Genomic DNA, 17,151 nt, shown 5'->3' on the forward strand with positions numbered 1-17,151 from the left:
GGCGTTGGGGGGCCGGGGATATTTTTATCGTTGCAAGGGAACGATATGGCAAAATGCGAACGCACAAAGTTAGACACTGCTCGAAGTCTACACACAGCGTTTTGTTCCGCGGTAATGTTATACTTCGAGCAATGTATGACTTGTCTTCGTCAACAAGGCTCGCAGTAAACCTGCGGTAATCTCAATTTCGAGAGGAGAAATATGAATAAACTTTCAAAGCTCGCGTTCATTGCAGCTACCGCAGTTATGGCTGCATCGGCTATGGCGCAATCGGTCCCGGCTTCGCGTCAGGCAGTGGACGACAACTGGGTGAACGGCACGGGCGAGTGGGTGTGGATGAACGGCACGAACGAGCTTTGCTGGCGTAACGCGTTCTGGACCCCGGCAACGGCCAACGCAAAGTGCGATGGCGCGCTGGTAGCGACAGCACCGACGCCGCCGGCTCCGGTCGCTCCTGTTGCTCCGGTCATCCAGAGCCAGAAGATTACGTACCAAGCTGACGCTCTGTTCGACTTCGACAAGGCTATCCTGAAGCCGGCTGGTAAGGAAAAGCTTGACGATCTCGCATCGAAGATTGGCGACCTGAACCTGGAAGTTGTGGTCGCAACGGGTTACACGGACCGTATCGGTTCGGACAAGTACAACGATCGCCTGTCCCTGCGTCGTGCACAAGCTGTCAAGGCATACTTGGTCAGCAAGGGCATCGAAGCCAACCGTATCTATACGGAAGGCAAGGGCAAGCGTAACCCGGTTACCACGGGTTGCAACCAGAAGAACCGCAAGCAACTTATCGCCTGCCTCGCACCGGATCGTCGCGTGGAAGTCGAAGTTGTTGGAACCTCGCGTCAGCCGCAGTAATACGCGACAGATTGCCGCAGGATCAAAGCCCCGCTTCGGCGGGGCTTTTTTTATGTGCGGCGCATCTAGCTGCACTCTTGCTGCACGTCCGGCGCGTCCCTTTGCTCGACCGGCCTGGGCTCGTGACGCGTTTCACCGGCTCTCGCCACCGCCTATATACTTGGTGCTTGACCGTTTCTGACCTTATGTTTCAAGGCTATCCGCACATGATCAACGCCGATCCCCACGAGCTTCAAAAATTCAGCGAGCTGGCTCATCGCTGGTGGGACCCGAATGCGGAGTTCAAGCCATTGCACGAACTCAATCCCGTGCGGCTCGACTGGATTGACGCTCTCGCGCATCTACCGGGCAAGCGCGCGCTGGATATCGGTTGCGGCGGCGGCATCCTGTCTGAATCAATGGCCGTGCGCGGCGCGAAGGTGAAAGGCGTGGATCTTTCATCAAGCGCGCTCGGCGTGGCCGACCTGCATAGCCTGGAGAGCGGCGTTGAGGTCGAATACGAAGAGATCGCGGCCGAGACGCTGGCGGCGCGGGAACCCGCCAGTTATGACGTGGTGACCTGCATGGAGATGCTCGAGCACGTGCCGGATCCGGCCGGGATCGTGCAGGCTTGCGCAACGCTCGTCAAACCCGGCGGCTGGGTGTTTTTCTCCACGCTCAACCGCAATGCCAAGGCGTATTTGCTCGCGGTGATCGGCGCGGAATACATTGCCCGGATGCTGCCGCGTGGCACGCACGATTACGCGCGTTTCATCAAGCCGTCAGAACTTGCGCAATACGTGCGTTCCGCGCAACTTGATATCGTAGAGATCAAGGGGATTACCTACCGGCCGATCAGCAAGCGCTTCAGTCTCTCCGACGACTCCAGCATCAACTATCTGATGGCTTGCCGTCGCCTGGCCTGACGGGAACAGACATGAACGATCGCCCAAGTGATGCCGATCCCACGCCTCCGAGCGTCATCGAACCTGTACGGACTTTCATGAGCGACGACCCGACGCCCCTGCCCCAGCATCAAATCGACAAGACCCGGCTGAGGCTCTGCCAGGCGGTCTTGTTCGATCTCGACGGTACCATCGCCGACACCGCGCCCGATCTCGTCGCCGCAGTCAACAAGATGCGACACGACCGCGGGCTGGAAATGCGGCCGCTTGAGACCCTGAGGCCATTGGCGTCGGCGGGTGCGCGCGGTTTGCTGGCCGGCGCGTTCGAGATCGAGCCGGAGCATCCCGATTACGCGTCCATGCGCGAGGAGTTTCTCGCCAACTATGAAGCGGATTTGTGCATCGAGACGACGCTATTTCCGGGTATCGACGAATTGCTCGATCAACTCGATGCACGCGGCGTGCGCTGGGGCATTGTGACCAACAAAGCGACGCGGCTCGCCGAACCGCTAGTGGCGCTGCTGGGACTGGCTGAGCGTGCGGCCTGTCTTGTTTGCGGCGATACCACCCCGCATTCGAAGCCTCATCCGGCGCCGTTGCTGCATGCTGCGGAATTGATGGAAGAGAAGCCTGAGCGTGTGGTGTATGTGGGCGACGACCTGCGCGACGTCCAGGCCGGTTTCGCGGCCGGCATGGTCACCGTGGCGGCCGCCTACGGGTACTGCGGGACGGACTTGCCGCCCACCCGGTGGCATGCGGATCACGTGGTGGAAACGACAATTGAATTGCAACATCTGCTACGCGATGTGCAATAACGCGCATCAATGTACCGTGACGGCTGTGGCTTCCCGGACCGGTTCTGCGGTGAAAACGCGGACGAAACTGTGAGATAATGAACAATGCTTCGGGGGCGACCTGGTTTCGACAGGGGTTGCGAAGCGGCTAGGGCATACCGAGGACCCGTCACCTCGTAAATCAATGGGAAAAACGTAACTGCAAACGACGAAACGTTCGCACTGGCAGCCTAAGGGCCGCCTGCCTCTCCCTAGTTTACTGACGGACTAGAGTCGCAAGACCGGTAGCAATACCGCGAGAGGTCATATACGTCAGATAAGCCTTGGTGGCGTCATGACATCCGGGTCGAAAATTTAGTGAATCGCCGAAGCGAAGCGTGTTCGTCCGCGTCGCCAGGTTAAATCAAATGATAGAACTAAGTATGTAGAACTGGTCGTAGAGCGCTACTGGACGCGGGTTCGATTCCCGCCGCCTCCACCAAATAGCCTTCTGTAACACTAAAGTTTGAACAAAACCCCCACGCAGCTTGAGCTGCGCGGGGGTTTTTTGTTTGTTGGCGACGGTCGGGTGCTGCCGTTGACTGGCCCCACGGGTGAATACGGCACATCCGGAGCTGCATTCGAGCGCACCTTGCCACGCCCGCTGCAGATCCAGACTGCGCGGCGCCCCACAACAAAAACGCGCCGCCGAAAATCCGGCGACGCGTTGCACATCGAATCGATCCGATTCAACTAGATCAACTCAACCCTACCCGCGGGTTGAGCACATCCCAGGCAATTGCCAGATAACGGTCCGCCGTGCTTTGCAACGTCAGGCCGTTGAGCGGCCGCGTGGTTCTTGGCTGCGACAAGGCATCGAGCAACGCGCGGCCGTAGGCATCGGCGTCGCTGGTATTGAGTAGTTCAACGCCCGGAAAGTCATTGGCGAACGCGAACGAGGGAATCGCATTGCCCACGACAGGAATTCCCGACGCCAGCGCCTCCAGGAACCCGATGCTGTGCGCCTCGAAACTCGAAGGCATAGCGAACGCGTGCGACCCGCGCAAAATCTCCGCGACATTCGATTGCGGACCAATCACCTTCACACGATCGTTCAACGCCAAGTCATCCACGAGTTTCAGGATGGCCGCGTGATACTCAAGGTTTTCAATCACGCCGCACAGCAGCAACCGCACATCGGGCTCGGCGGCGGCAACGCGCGCAAATGCCTGCACAGTCTGCAACTGATTCTTCTCGGGAATATACCGGCCGATCTGGACAATCTGCCTGAAACCGGTCGATGGCAACGGCTCGCTCGCCTGCTCGAAACGCGAAATATCAACGCCGTTCGGCACCACGATCATGGAGGGATGTGAACCCACTTCCTTGACGTAATCGTCGATATTCTTCTGCGACACACCGATCACCGCCTTCGCCCGTCCCGACAGCAACCGTTCGGCAAGTAGCAGCGCGTTGTTCGCGAAGTCGTTGGCGCCGGAATGCATGACCCAGACGATCGGCACGCGCGTCGGCAACGCGCGCACGTACAAGGCCGGAATAGTGGCGTGCGCAAAAATGATGTCAGGTTTGAACCGTCGAATGGCACGATGCAGGAACAGCAGTCGCCCCGCTTTGCCAAGCGAGTGCTCCGGGAAAAAACATACGACATTGTTGGCACGCAATTCAGCGCTGATGTGCTGGAAATCGTTGTGCTCAGGCATCAGCGAAGTAATGCAAACGTCGTGACCGCCCCGCTGATGCCCAATGGCCACACCCTTGGCAAGCACCTCTGCACCAGATAAGCGGGGTGCAAGAATGACTTGAAGAATTCTCATTTTGTTGTCTTCCCCTCGGCGATCCGAATGTCCCATTGCGGCCATGCCGTCATGCGGATAAGTGCTTATCTGCATCCCCTCGTCCACGCTTCTCTGGCGCGGACGTCGGCCGGCTCGCTTGATTGTTTTTAATGAATTATGGAATGCGTCTGTCATCGAACTCCGCTCAATGCACGCACCATTAAGATACCCGAGCGCATTCAGCGCACGCCGCCATCAGGTAGCATTAATCGGTCGGTAATGAGCGGTAACAAACGTTGCGCCGGGGAACTCGTTTAAAAAACGCCGGCGTGGCGGAAGATCGAGGCAAAAAGGCAGGGTTAACGCTGTTTGGCAGAACTAAGCCGTAGAAATAACCCGTAGAACAGGCCCTATTATGAGACGGCCATGTCGGGCTGCAGCGGTGTGGCGGTTTAAGCCAATGGCACACAGCAAGCCAGCGGCTTCGATACCAGCCGCCGCGTGCGAGCCTGGACTTCGTTGTCAGCAGTCTTGCAGGCTTATTGGTCCTGCGGACATTGCAGGTTACAACCGTTCGGGTCCCCCAGGTCACCGCGCTTGCGCTTCGCCGACACGCTGTTCTGATACTTGTCCGACGGAGCGGAAGCAGCAAACGGGAGCTGCGGGTGTTGTTTCAGGCGAAACTGATCCTGCAGGATGCCACCGGGAACACCGGGGGAATTCTGGGCAAACGCGACGGGCACAAAGGCAACGGCGCTAACAACAAACGCGATCAACGCGGCAAGGCTCAAAAGCAATTTCATGGCAGCAGTAACGGTGAGTAAAACGGTCGACGGTTAAACGTTTGGCCAGAGGCATCTCCGGCGTGGTGAACGGTGATAAAACGTCCTGCGCAACACCACCGGCATTCCCCGCTAACCATCAGGTTAACGTAATTCTAAACGTAAGGCTCCGGATCAGCCGGACAGGCCGGGTCTAAATGGTTACCGCGCGTTTCCGGTCGCTCCGCTGAGCGCCGCCTCGAGCTCAAGCAGTTGCCCGCAAAAAGCCGGGTCGTAGCCCTCCAAATGCGCCACGCTGTCCCGGAACACATCGCTGCGCAGTACCGCCAGCAGGCCGCTGAGCCCCGCATCGTTGAGTTTGTCGCGATCGCACGCGAACAAGTAGTCCTCGTCGATCACCGGAATGAAGTCCAGCGCAAACTGCTGCGCGGCCGGCTGTACGCCGAAGCCAAGATCCGCCATGCCGCTCGCGACAAATGCAGCGATAGCTGAATGCGTCAGTTCGGCGGTGGCATAGCCGTTAATGCTCGCGGGGTCGACGCCTATCTGGCGCAGCGCCAGATCCAGCAACATGCGCGTACCCGATCCGGGCTGGCGGTTGACGAAACGGATGTCGTCGCGAGCGAGATCGTGCAAGCCGCGTATGCCTTTGGGATTGCCCTTCGGCAGAAACAGGCCCTGCGTGCGCCGCGTCAGATGAATCAGCCGATGCCGCCCCGCGTCGAGCCAGGGCCGGTAGATCTCGGCGCAACTCGCGCGGAATTCGCCGATCGGCAAGTGGAAACCTGCCAGCTCGCACTCGCCGCGTGCGAGCGCGGTGACGGCTTCAGCGCTCTCGCGATATTTGATGTCGGCGGGAATTTGCTTCGTGGCCAGCGCGTCCACCAGCGCCGCAACGGCGTACCCGTGCGAGGCGTGAATCCGTATCTCGCCAACGGCGCGCGAGAGCCGCCTGTTCAGTTCGCCGGCCACTTCGCTGGCCAACGCCTGAAGTGGTCCATCGAGCCGCTCGTTCGACAAACGCTGCGCCCGCAGCACTGCTTCGCCGAGCTCCGACAGCACCGACCCGCGTCCACGCGACTTCGTAATCAGCGCACCACCCAACCGCGTCTCTATGTCGCGCAAAAGGCCCCAGGCGTGCCGATAGGACAAACCCTTAGCCGACGCAGCTTGCGCGATGCTTCCCGTCTGCGAAACCAGCAGCAGCAACGGCACGGCCGCGCTGAGACTGGCTTCGCGGCCCGCAGCGTCACGCAGGACGAGCTCCGTACGGCATTCGACATCGATCATATGTAATCCCAGTTCCTATTGCCATCGACCGATTAGCCTCGTATCTTGCATATCACGGGCTCGGTGCAGCAAATTATAAGACCGATATATGCATTTATAAAACATATACCGAGCAATGGAGACTCCCCACATGGTCCAGATGCCTCACAACCACCAGAATCAGTCGGCCGGTACGCCCGATGAGCGCGTCGCGCGCCATCTGAAAAAGGGTGCGTCGCTGCTTGCCGTGCTGCACGCCATTCAGGACGAAGCCGGTTACATTCCCGCCGATGTCATCGCCCCGCTCGCTCAGGCCATGTCGCTGTCGCGCGCGGAAGTGCACGGCGTGATCACCTATTACCACCATTTCCGTTCCGAGCCGCCCGCGCGCGTGACCGTGCAGCTGTGTCGTGCCGAGGCCTGCCGGAGCATGGGAACGGAAGCGCTGGCGGCGCATATCGAAGGGCATACGGGGTGCAAGTTCGATTCCGGTCATCAAGTCGATACTGAGCTCGAGACCGTGTATTGCCTCGGGCAATGCGCGCTGTCGCCGGCCATGACGATCAACGGCGAGCTGCATGCCCGCGTCACGCCGCAGAAGTTCGAACGGCTGTATGAAGCGGCGCGCGTTCATTCGAGCGCGGAGGATCTGGTATGACGCGCATCTACGTCCCTTGCGATTCGTCGGCCTTGGCGCTTGGCGCTGATCGTGTCGCGCTGGCGGTTGCGGCCGAAGCTCAGAAACGCGGCGTTGAAGTTGAAGTTGTGCGCAACGGTTCGCGCGGCATGCTGTGGCTCGAACCGCTGGTCGAAGTGGAGACGGCGGAAGGCCGTATCGGTTATTCGAATGTGGATGAAGACGATGTTGCCGCGCTCTTCAATGCCGATCTGGCAAACGGCGGCGCGCATGAAAAGCGCGTCGGCGTAGTCGACACCTTGCCGTGGCTTGCGAAACAACAACGCCTGACGTTCGCGCGCATCGGCATCACGGACCCGCTTTCCACCGATGACTACATGAAGCATGGCGGCCTCGAAGGTTTGCGCAAAGCGCTTGAAACGGATGGCGACGCCGCCTGCGAAGCGCTGCTCGAATCAGGCTTGCGAGGACGCGGCGGTGCAGCGTTCCCGGCCGGCATCAAATGGCGCACGGTGCGGGCTGCATTGGCGCCGCAGAAGTACATCGTCTGCAACGCCGACGAAGGCGATTCCGGCACGTTCTCGGACCGGCTGGTCATGGAAAGCGATCCGTACATGTTGATCGAGGGGATGATCATCGCGGGGATCGTGACCCGGGCAACGAAGGGTTATATCTATGTGCGCAGCGAATATCCGCATGCGATCGCGACGCTGAACCGCGCCATCGATAAAGCCCGCGATGCAGGCTGGCTTGGTACGAGTGTGCTCGGCAGCGACAAGGCATTCGAACTGGAAGTTGCCAAAGGCGCCGGTTCGTATGTCTGCGGCGAAGAAACGGCGTTGCTCGAGTCGCTGGAAGGCAAACGCGGCGTGGTCCGCGCGAAGCCGCCGGTGCCTGCTTTGGTCGGTTTGTTTGGGCAGCCGACGGTGATCAATAACGTCATCACCCTGGCGACGGTGCCCATCATCTTTGCCAAGGGCGCGGCGTTTTATCGCGACTTCGGCATGGGTCGCTCGCGCGGCACGCTGCCGTTCCAGATTGCTGGCAACGTGAAGCAAGGCGGCCTCGTGGAGCTGGCGTTCGGCGTGACCCTGCGTGAACTGATACATGAATATGGCGGCGGCACGGCCAGCGGCCGGCCGGCGCGCGCCGCCCAAGTCGGTGGTCCGCTCGGAACGTATCTGCCCGAAAGCCAGTGGGATATTCCCATGGACTACGAAGCATATGCGGCCGTCGGCGCGGTGGTCGGGCATGGCGGTATCGTGATTCATGACGACACGTCGAACCTCGCCGATCTCGCTCAATACGCCATGCACTTTTGCGCCGTCGAATCGTGCGGCAAATGCACGCCCTGCCGCATAGGTTCCACGCGTGGCGTTGAAGTCATCGCGAAGATCCGTGCAGGAGACACCTCGCCGAAACAGGTTACCTTGCTGCGCGATCTCTGCGACACCATGGTTTCTGGCTCACTCTGCGCGATGGGCGGCATGACGCCGTATCCGGTGCTGTCGGCACTCGACCATTTCCCTGAAGACTTCGGTCTGTCCAGAAAGCCGTCGCAGAAAGCGGCTTAAAAGAAGGAACACAACATGTCCAACTCATCCTGCGGTTCCGGCAATTGCGCGTGCAAGACAAAACTGCGCGATCCCTTCGACGATACCGACTACGGCACGCCGCTGCGTCATGCGGATATCGACGTGACGCTCGACATCGATGGTACATCGGTGACCGTACCAGCGGGAACGTCGGTGATGCGCGCGGCGATCGAAGCCGGCGTCAACGTTCCTAAACTCTGCGCAACGGATTCGCTTGAGCCGTTCGGTTCGTGCCGTCTGTGCCTGGTTGAAATTGAAGGCAAGCGCGGCTATCCGGCGTCGTGCACGACGCCCGTGGAAGCCGGGATGAAAGTGCGCACGCAGACGAACAAGCTGCAATCGCTGCGCAAGAACGTGATGGAGTTGTATATCTCCGATCACCCGCTCGACTGCCTCACCTGCCCCGCCAACGGCGACTGCGAGTTGCAGGACATGGCGGGCGTAGTCGGCTTGCGTGAAGTTCGCTACGGCTATGAAGGCGCGAATCACCTGAAGGACAAGAAGGACGAATCGAATCCGTATTTCACGTACGACGCGTCGAAATGCATTGTCTGCAATCGATGCGTGCGCGCGTGCGAGGAAACGCAAGGGACGTTCGCGCTGACCATCGCGGGACGGGGTTTCGAATCGCGCGTGGCCGCGAGTGAAAACCAGCCGTTCATGGAATCGGAATGCGTGTCGTGCGGCGCGTGCGTGGCGGCTTGCCCCACCGCGACGCTGCAGGAAAAAACCGTGATCATGCTCGGCCAGCCCGAGCATTCGGTCGTGACGACGTGCGCGTATTGCGGCGTCGGTTGTTCGTTGAAAGCCGAGATGAAGGGCAGCGAAGTCGTGCGCATGGTGCCGAACAAGAACGGCCAGGCCAACGATGGTCACGCGTGCGTGAAAGGCCGCTTTGCATGGGGCTACGCTACGCACAAGGATCGCATCACCAAGCCGATGATCCGCGCGAAGATCACCGATCCGTGGCGCGAAGTAAGCTGGGAAGAAGCGCTCTCGTACGCGGCCAGCGAATTCCGTCGCATCCAGGACAAACATGGCGTGGATTCGATTGGCGGGATTACATCGTCGAGATGTACGAACGAGGAAACCTACCTCGTGCAGAAACTCGTGCGCGCGGCGTTCGGCAACAACAATGTCGATACCTGTGCCCGTGTTTGTCACTCGCCGACCGGTTATGGCCTGAAGACGACGCTGGGTGAATCGGCGGGAACGCAGACCTTTGCGTCCGTCGAGAAAGCCGACGTGATCGTCGTGATCGGCGCGAATCCGACCGATGGCCACCCGGTGTTTGCATCGCGGCTCAAGCGCCGGGTGCGTGAGGGCGCGCAACTGATCGTGGTGGACCCGCGTCGTATCGATATCGTGAATACGCCGCACGTGAAGGCGTCGCATCATCTGGCATTGCGGCCGGGCACGAACGTCGCCATGGTCAACGCGCTCGCGCACACGATTGTGACCGAAGGTCTGGTGAAGGAAGAGTTCGTCGCCGAGCGCTGCGAACCGCGTGCGTTCCAGCAATGGCGCGACTTCGTGACGCTCGAAGAGAACTCGCCGGAAGCCATGGAAGCCATTACCGGCGTCCCGGCTCAATCCGTGCGCGAAGCCGCGCGGATCTATGCGAATGCCGGTAACGGTGCGATCTACTACGGCTTGGGCGTGACGGAACATGCGCAAGGCTCGACGACGGTCATGGGTATCGCGAACCTCGCGATGGCAACCGGCAACGTCGGCCGTGAAGGCGTAGGCGTGAATCCGTTGCGCGGTCAGAACAACGTGCAGGGTTCCTGCGACATGGGTTCGTTCCCGCATGAGTTGCCGGGTTATCGCCATATCAGCGACGCGGCAGTGCGCGCGTTGTTCGAAGAAGCGTGGAGCGTAAAGCTGCAATCGGAGCCGGGCCTGCGCATTCCCAACATGTTCGATGCCGCGGTTCATGGCAGCTTCCTGGGCCTTTACTGCCAGGGCGAGGACATTGTTCAATCCGATCCGAATACGCAGCATGTAGCGAAGGCGTTGTCATCGATGGAATGCATCGTCGTGCAGGACATCTTCCTGAACGAGACGGCGAAGTACGCACACGTGTTCCTGCCGGGTTCATCGTTCCTCGAGAAAGACGGCACGTTCACCAACGCCGAACGCCGCATCTCGCGCGTGCGCAAGGTCATGCCGCCGCTGCCGGGACTGGCCGACTGGGAAGTCACGATCAAGCTCGCCCGCGCGCTCGGTTATGAAATGAACTACACGCATCCGTCGCAAATCATGGACGAAATCGCACGCCTCACGCCCACGTTCACGGGCGTGTCGTACAAGCGCCTCGATGAACTCGGCAGCATTCAGTGGCCGTGCAACGCGCATGCGCCGAACGGCACGCCGACGATGCACATCGATGAATTCGTGCGCGGCAAGGGCCGGTTCGTCATCACGAAGTTCATCGCGACGCCGGAAAAGGTCACGCGCAAATTCCCCTTGCTGCTCACCACGGGCCGCATCTTGTCGCAGTACAACGTGGGCGCGCAGACGCGGCGCACGGAGAACTCGCGTTGGCATGACGAGGATCGGCTGGAGATTCATCCGCATGACGCCGAGGACCGCGGCATCAAGGCCGACGATTGGGTGGGGATTGAATCGCGTGCCGGGCAGACCGTGCTGCGCGCAAAGGTCACCGAGCGGATGCAGCCGGGCGTGGTGTACACGACGTTCCACTTCCCGGAGTCCGGCGCAAACGTGATCACAACCGACTCTTCAGACTGGGCCACGAATTGTCCTGAGTACAAGGTGACGGCGGTGCAGGTCATGCCGGTGGAACAGCCGTCGCAATGGCAGAAGGATTATTCGCGCTTCAATACGCAGCAGTTGGAATTTCTCGAGTTGCGTGATTCAACGGTGGCGGCGGTGACGTCGTCGGGGAAATGAGAATGGATGGGAACAAATCATGGATGTGAACAGCCTGGTCGAGATGGCGAACCAGATCGGTGAATTCTTCGATTCGATGCCGGATCGTGCGGAAGCGGTCGACGGCGTAGCCGATCACATTCACCGGTTCTGGGCGCCAAGGATGCGGATTGCGCTGCTCAACGGACTGGACAATCCGGAGGTTGCTTCCGAGCTCAAACCGATTGTGCTGGAAGCGCTGACGAAACATCGGGTGGCGCTGACGCCGGCGGGGGCGGAAAATCTGGCGAGTTGATCGAGGTAGAATCACGCGATTTCCGGACTCATAGGATTGAAAAACGTGAATCAAAAAGTTGAAAGCGTAACGGCGCACGATGAACGCGACCGCTTGACCCACGAAGCGTTGGCGAGCTTGCACGCCGGGTTTCGCGTTCCGCAAGCCGAGGTACGGAAATGGGCCGAGAGCTTGAACACGGTCGAGCCTCTCCCGCTGCCAAAATCCAGCTAACTCTCCCCTCGCGGTTGCGTCGAACCAAACCAGGTTTCGCAATGCCGCAGCAGCGCCTGCGTATCCGACGGCGCTCGCCCTCTCGCCGCAATATACCCATCCGGGCGCACCAGATAAAAGCACGGCCGAGTGCGCCCGTACGCATCGGTCAGCGAGTTCGCGCTATCGCTTTCGTTATCGGTGATACGCCACACACGCACCGTATTCGGCAACACTTCTTCCACCAATACCGCCAGCTCGTCCAGATCCTTATCGCGGATAGCATGCGCAACGGTGAGCGTCGCGGGCGCCAGCGCGATGTCATCTTCCTGCAACGGGTTCACCAGCAAGAACAACGAGAAGCACGCGGGATCGTGGAGATCGAAGAGACACCCCACGCCCGGCGCCCGGCCAAGCGGGCCGTCCAGTACATGCACCCACGCGTCCGGCGCGCGCTCACCCGCACGCGGACCGCCATCGAGCAAGCGATCCAGCGTGAGCGGACTGCGCCGGTATTGAATCGACAACTCGCTGACCGTGCGTCGAGCGGCATCGCGCAACGGACCAATCGCCGATAAAGCCGGCATCACGTGATCGCGAATCAGCTTCATCGGCCCATGCTCCGCAGCGGCCATTTGCGTCATGAAACTGGATTGCCGCAGCACTTCGCGCTCGATCGGATGACGCTCGTCGTGGTACGTATCGAGCAAGCGGTCCGGCGCAACCCCGGCCAGCATCCGCGCAATCTTCCAGCCGAGGTTAAATGCCTCCTGAATGCCCGTGTTCATCCCCTGCGCGCCGGCCGGACTATGGACATGCGCGGCATCGCCGGCAAGAAAAATGCGGCCCGAACGCAGCCGGTCAGCCATGCGACTATTCAGATGAAAATACGACGACCATTGGAGGTTCGTCGCCGTCACACGATGATGAATACGCCGTTCGATAATCGCCCGGCATTCGTCGAGCGTCGGCGCCGCGCTTTTATCCGGACTGTCCGCCGCGTTATCGGACGCCACGCCGGACGCTACGCCGGGTACCGCGGCGGACGTCGCACGCTTGTCCGCGATCAGGCGCGTGCGGCCACCGCCCATCGGAAACAAGGTCGCGATTCCTTCGCCGGACGCGAAGATATGGAATTCGTCGTCGGGCCATTCGGTGTCGGCATGAAGATCGGCGAGCAGGAAGGTTTGCTCGAAAGTCTTGCCCGTGAACTCGATGTCCAGACCGTGGCGCACCGTGCTATGTGCGCCGTCAGCGCCGATCAGGTAGGACGGGCGAATCGATTCTTCAGCGCCGTTTGGATGCCGCACGGCCGCGTCCAGCCCCGCCGATCCTTGCCGGAAACGCATCAATTCCACGCCGCGTTCAATGTGCACGCCGAACGACGCGAGGTGCTCCGTCATCAGGCGTTCGGTGACGGATTGATCGAGGAACAACAGATATGGATAGCGCGTTTGCAACGGATCGAAGTCGAGCCGCAAAAGGCGCTGGCCGTTCGAATACAGATTCGCGACACGCGCCCGATGACCGAGTTCGAGAAACGGTTCGACCAGCCGATGCTGCTCGAAGAGCTCAAGCGTGCGTGCCTGAATGCCGATGGCGCGTGACCACGGCGAGGGTTCAGGGGCTTTGTCGATGAGACGCACCGGAATGCCGGCACGCGACAAACTCATTGCGGCGGCGAGGCCCGTTGGACCAGCGCCGGCGATCAGAACCGGCGGCACGTCGAGGACTTTGTGTCGATTCGGCGTCTGCGCGAGCATGCGCTTCTCCCTCAAACTTCACAGTGCCAAGTGTACGCCGGTCCCCTCGCGCGAACGATCGCTCCCTCAATGCGTGTGCGCCTGAGGCTTAGGCTGTGCTGGCGAACGTTCGTGCAGCGCGCAGTGGTGCTCCGTCGTGCCTCTTTCCACTTGCAGCGTGGCGTGGTTCATCGCGTGATCGCGGCGCAAGGTCGCCACGATGCCGTCCACGAAACTATCGCCGGGATGGCCTTCCGGCATCACCAGATGCGCGGTCATTGCGTTCTCCGTGGTGGACAGTGCCCATACGTGGAGATCGTGGACGTCGGTGACACCCGGCACATCCGCCAGATATCGTTCGATACCCGGCTTGTCCACGCCCGGCGGGACTGCGCCCATCGCGAGACGCATGGCGTCGCGGCCAAGGCCCCAGGTGCCCACCACGATCACCGCGACCACGATAATGCTCATCACCGGATCGATCCAGCTCACGCCCGTGAACAGGATCACAAGGCCGCTGATGGCAACCGCGGCGGAGATGCCGGCGTCGGCAGCCATGTGCAGGAAAGCACCGCGCACGTTCAGGTCCTCCTTGCTGCCGCGCATGAAGAGCCATGCCGAGAAACCGTTCACGACCATGCCAAGCGTTGCAACAATAAACACGTCGAAGCCCGCGACGGGCGCCGGATTGAGCAGGCGCTGCACGGCTTCGAGCACGATCGCGCCGCACGCAAAGAGCAGCAGCGCGGCGTTGGCGAGCGAAGCGAGTATCGACGAACTGCCTAGTCCGAACGTGTAGCGCTCCGACGGTTTGCGCGTGCCGAGCCAGACGGCGCCCCAGGCGAGCAGCAGGCCGAGGACATCGGAGAGATTGTGGCCGGCGTCGGCCAGCAACGCGGTGGAATGAGCGATAAAACCGTACACCGCTTGCACCACCACAATCAGCATGTTCAGCCCGACTGCGATCGCAAATGTGTGGCCCTGCCCTGCTTGCGGCGCATGATGGTGATGGTGGCCGCCAGCGCCGTGGTGATGGGCGTGACTCGGCTCATGATCGTGGTCGTGAGCATCCGCATGCTCGTGCTGGTGTTTCTCTTGAGGTTGCATTTATTCGTTATCCGGTCGGAAGTCGGCTTGCGGCTCGGCAACGTGCTCGAGCAATTCGGCCAACATGGCGCTGATGTGGTTATCGGCGGCGAGATAGAAAACCTGCTTGCCTTCACGCTCGGCGCGTACGATCCGCGCCGCCCGCAGCAAACGCAGGTGATGGCTGACGAGAGAAGCCGACAATCCCAGCGATTCCGCTATTGCCCCCACCGCGCAGCGCCGGTCCACGCACGTCAGCACAATGCGCAGCCGCGTGGGATCGCCCAGGAGGCGGAACAGGTCGGCAAGCGGAACCACGCGCTCATCGGTTGCTACAAAGGGAGAGGACAAAATAGATCAGTCAACAGTTGAACAGGTGTTCATATGTTACAGAAATGAATCCGGGTGCGTCAACGCAAAATTCGTGATCGGCGGCGAACGTGTGTAAAAATGCGGCGTTTGCATTCGATTTTCCTCAATGGATACAGTTTTTGCGCGTGGCTTCGCGGCGCATCGCGATGGCCGCCTCACCGAAGCGGAACGCGACTATCAAGCCGCGCTTGCCGCAGAGCCCTCCCACGTCGACGCACTTCATCTGCTCGGCGTGCTGCGCCATCAACAGGGCCAGCACGCGGAAGCAGCCGAACTGGTGCGTCGCGCGGTGGACCTGCGCCCGGCGGACGCCGGTCTGCAGCTCAATCTTGGCAACGCGCTGAAGGCGCTGGGCCGGATTGACGACGCCATCGAGCGATTCCGCAACGCGCTGCATCTGGAACCCGGTTTTTCGCTTGCGCAGTACAACCTTGGCAATGCGTACTCAGCGGCGGGCCGTCACGAAGACGCCGCCGATGCCTTCGAAAAAGCGCTGCGACTGCAACCGCTGGACGCCGCGACCTGGAACAACTTCGGCAATGCGCTGCTTGGCATGCGTCGTTACGAAGAAGGCGCGAAGGCATTTCGCCGCGCGCTGCAGATCCGTCCCGGCCACGCGGGCGCGCACAACAATCTCGGCATGGCGCTCAATTCGCTGGGGGACACCCACGGCGCAATCGAGCAATTCCGGGCCGCCATGGCGGTCGAGCCGAACTATGTCGCGGCGCATTTCAACCTGGGCAATCTCCTCGATGCCGCCGGGCGCCCGCACGAAGCCGTGCCGGTACTCCAGAAAGTACTGCGTATGCAGCCGCAATTCGCGCCGGCGCACTTTGGCCTGGGTCACGCGCTCGCGGCTATCGGCTCGCACGAAGCGGCGTTGCCGCAATTCGAGCGTGCAGTCGGGCTCGATCCCAAGTATGGCGTTGCGTGGCTTGGCCTCGGCAACGCCCATTTGGCGCTCGGTGCGCACAGACCTGCGTTGCGTGCGTTCGATCAAGCCTTGCGGCTCGATCCCGGACTCGCCGCGGCAAATCTGAACCGGGCGCTGACGTTGCTGGCATTGGGTGATTACACGCGCGGCCTGCCCGCCTACGAATGGCGCCTGCGCACGCCGGGCAGCATTACGCCGCCGTCGCTGCCGAAGTGGAACGGCGAGCCGCTGCCGGGCCAGACGCTGCAGATTCGCGCGGAACAAGGTTTCGGCGATACCTTGCAGTTCGTTCGTTTCGTACCCTTCGCGGCGAAGCTCGTCGGACAGATCGTGCTTGAAGTACAGCCGGAACTCGTCGCGTTGCTTGAGCCGGCGGCGCACGCGGCGGGCGTCTTGCTCAAGAGCACGGCCAGTGGTTCGGGCAATGCAACTACGCCCCCCGATGCAGACGTTTTCTCGCCATTGTTGAGCTTGCCCCTGGCGCTGGGGGTATCGAACGCCGACAAGGTGCCCGCGCGCACGCCGTATCTCGTGGTGCCTGCGGCGTACAGGAAGAAGTGGCGCGGCTCGCTCGGCGGTCAGTCGAAACGCAAGCTGGGCATTGCATGGTCCGGGCGAATTCAGCCGGGCGAAACCCGCTCAGCGTCGCTTGGCATGCTCGAACCGTTGTTCAGACTGGAAGGCATCGACTGGATCGTCTTGCAGCCCACGTTGACCGACGAAGAGCGCTCGTTGCTGGACACTCATCCGCGCACCCGCTTCATCCAGCGACTGGAAGGCAAGCTCGAAGATTTCGCGGATACGGCCGCGATCGTGGATCGGCTGGACGGCGTGGTATCCGTCGATACCGCCGTCGCTCACCTGACCGGCGCGTTAGGAAAGCCGTTATGGCTGATGCTGCCGTTCGCGGCGGACTGGCGCTGGGGTATCGATACCGCGTCGACTCCGTGGTACCCGAAAGCACGTTTGTTCCGGCAACCGAAACCCGGTGCATGGGACGATGTGGTCGCACGCGTGGCTGGCGAAATAGGCGCGTCGTAA

General features: G+C 60.9%; 14 protein-coding genes and 1 other RNA gene. 9 read left to right on the plus strand and 6 right to left on the minus strand.

The genetic code is table 11. The features are described from left to right. Positions 1–201: 201 nt before the first annotated feature. The 4 genes from ompA (at position 202) to ssrA (ending at position 3,017) form a co-directional block, all read left to right on the plus strand. Complete coding sequence (gene ompA, locus ACSQ8V_RS13880) at positions 202–858, plus strand: outer membrane protein OmpA (protein ID WP_213768321.1); 657 nt, start codon at positions 202–204, stop codon at positions 856–858. A 206-nt stretch (positions 859–1,064) separates the two neighbouring features. Further along, entirely contained in the window at positions 1,065–1,763 is a 699-nt protein-coding gene (gene ubiG, locus ACSQ8V_RS13885; RefSeq protein WP_436206045.1) for a bifunctional 2-polyprenyl-6-hydroxyphenol methylase/3-demethylubiquinol 3-O-methyltransferase UbiG, read from the plus strand. Positions 1,764–1,840: 77 nt separating this feature from the next. Then, entirely contained in the window at positions 1,841–2,557 is a 717-nt protein-coding gene (gph, locus tag ACSQ8V_RS13890; RefSeq protein WP_436206658.1) for a phosphoglycolate phosphatase, read from the plus strand. A 91-nt stretch (positions 2,558–2,648) separates the two neighbouring features. Next, positions 2,649–3,017: a transfer-messenger RNA gene (gene ssrA, locus ACSQ8V_RS13895) on the plus strand. Between the two features lie 256 nt (positions 3,018–3,273). Here the strand turns inward: ssrA and ACSQ8V_RS13900 are convergent. The 3 genes from ACSQ8V_RS13900 to ACSQ8V_RS13910 all read right to left on the minus strand — a co-directional run bounded on the left by ACSQ8V_RS13900 (position 3,274) and on the right by ACSQ8V_RS13910 (position 6,383). Further along, positions 3,274–4,350 carry a glycosyltransferase family 4 protein gene (locus ACSQ8V_RS13900; protein WP_436206046.1) on the minus strand — a complete coding sequence of 359 codons (1,077 nt, stop codon included), beginning with the start codon at positions 4,348–4,350 and terminating at the stop codon, positions 3,274–3,276. A gap of 500 nt (positions 4,351–4,850) precedes the next feature. After that, positions 4,851–5,114: a hypothetical protein gene (locus ACSQ8V_RS13905; protein WP_213768326.1), complete on the minus strand. Its 264-nt coding sequence runs from the start codon at positions 5,112–5,114 to the stop codon at positions 4,851–4,853. Positions 5,115–5,294: 180 nt separating this feature from the next. Beyond that, complete coding sequence (locus tag ACSQ8V_RS13910; protein WP_436206047.1) at positions 5,295–6,383, minus strand: substrate-binding domain-containing protein; 1,089 nt, start codon at positions 6,381–6,383, stop codon at positions 5,295–5,297. A gap of 139 nt (positions 6,384–6,522) precedes the next feature. Here ACSQ8V_RS13910 and ACSQ8V_RS13915 point away from each other — a divergent pair, with 139 nt between their 5' ends. Genes ACSQ8V_RS13915 through ACSQ8V_RS13930 form a run of 4 tightly spaced genes read left to right on the plus strand, consistent with a single transcriptional unit; the run spans position 6,523 to position 11,784 of the window. Then, entirely contained in the window at positions 6,523–7,020 is a 498-nt protein-coding gene (locus tag ACSQ8V_RS13915; RefSeq protein ID WP_436206659.1) for an NAD(P)H-dependent oxidoreductase subunit E, read from the plus strand. Further along, a complete protein-coding gene (locus ACSQ8V_RS13920) occupies positions 7,017–8,573 on the plus strand; it encodes a formate dehydrogenase beta subunit (protein ID WP_436206048.1) in 1,557 nt (518 codons plus the stop codon). The genes ACSQ8V_RS13915 and ACSQ8V_RS13920 overlap by 4 nt, the downstream gene beginning before the upstream one ends. 15 nt (positions 8,574–8,588) lie before the next feature. Further along, positions 8,589–11,510 carry a formate dehydrogenase subunit alpha gene (gene fdhF, locus ACSQ8V_RS13925; RefSeq protein WP_436206049.1) on the plus strand — a complete coding sequence of 974 codons (2,922 nt, stop codon included), beginning with the start codon at positions 8,589–8,591 and terminating at the stop codon, positions 11,508–11,510. A 19-nt stretch (positions 11,511–11,529) separates the two neighbouring features. Then, entirely contained in the window at positions 11,530–11,784 is a 255-nt protein-coding gene (locus ACSQ8V_RS13930; RefSeq protein WP_213768330.1) for a formate dehydrogenase subunit delta, read from the plus strand. A 209-nt stretch (positions 11,785–11,993) separates the two neighbouring features. On the opposite strand, the gene ACSQ8V_RS13935 is transcribed toward ACSQ8V_RS13930, so the two are convergent. From ACSQ8V_RS13935 to ACSQ8V_RS13945, 3 genes are all read right to left on the minus strand, one after another. Next, positions 11,994–13,739, minus strand: coding sequence for an FAD-dependent monooxygenase (locus ACSQ8V_RS13935; RefSeq protein WP_436206050.1), 1,746 nt, complete (start codon positions 13,737–13,739; stop codon positions 11,994–11,996). A 66-nt stretch (positions 13,740–13,805) separates the two neighbouring features. After that, complete coding sequence (locus ACSQ8V_RS13940) at positions 13,806–14,825, minus strand: cation diffusion facilitator family transporter (protein WP_436206051.1); 1,020 nt, start codon at positions 14,823–14,825, stop codon at positions 13,806–13,808. Beyond that, positions 14,826–15,155: an ArsR/SmtB family transcription factor gene (locus tag ACSQ8V_RS13945; RefSeq protein ID WP_089163376.1), complete on the minus strand. Its 330-nt coding sequence runs from the start codon at positions 15,153–15,155 to the stop codon at positions 14,826–14,828. A 127-nt stretch (positions 15,156–15,282) separates the two neighbouring features. On the opposite strand from ACSQ8V_RS13945, the gene ACSQ8V_RS13950 reads away from it, so the two are divergent. Next, entirely contained in the window at positions 15,283–17,151 is a 1,869-nt protein-coding gene (locus ACSQ8V_RS13950) for a tetratricopeptide repeat protein (RefSeq protein ID WP_436206052.1), read from the plus strand.

It is taken from the genome of Caballeronia sp. LjRoot31 (assembly GCF_964253885.1).
Lineage (GTDB): Bacteria > Pseudomonadota > Gammaproteobacteria > Burkholderiales > Burkholderiaceae > Caballeronia.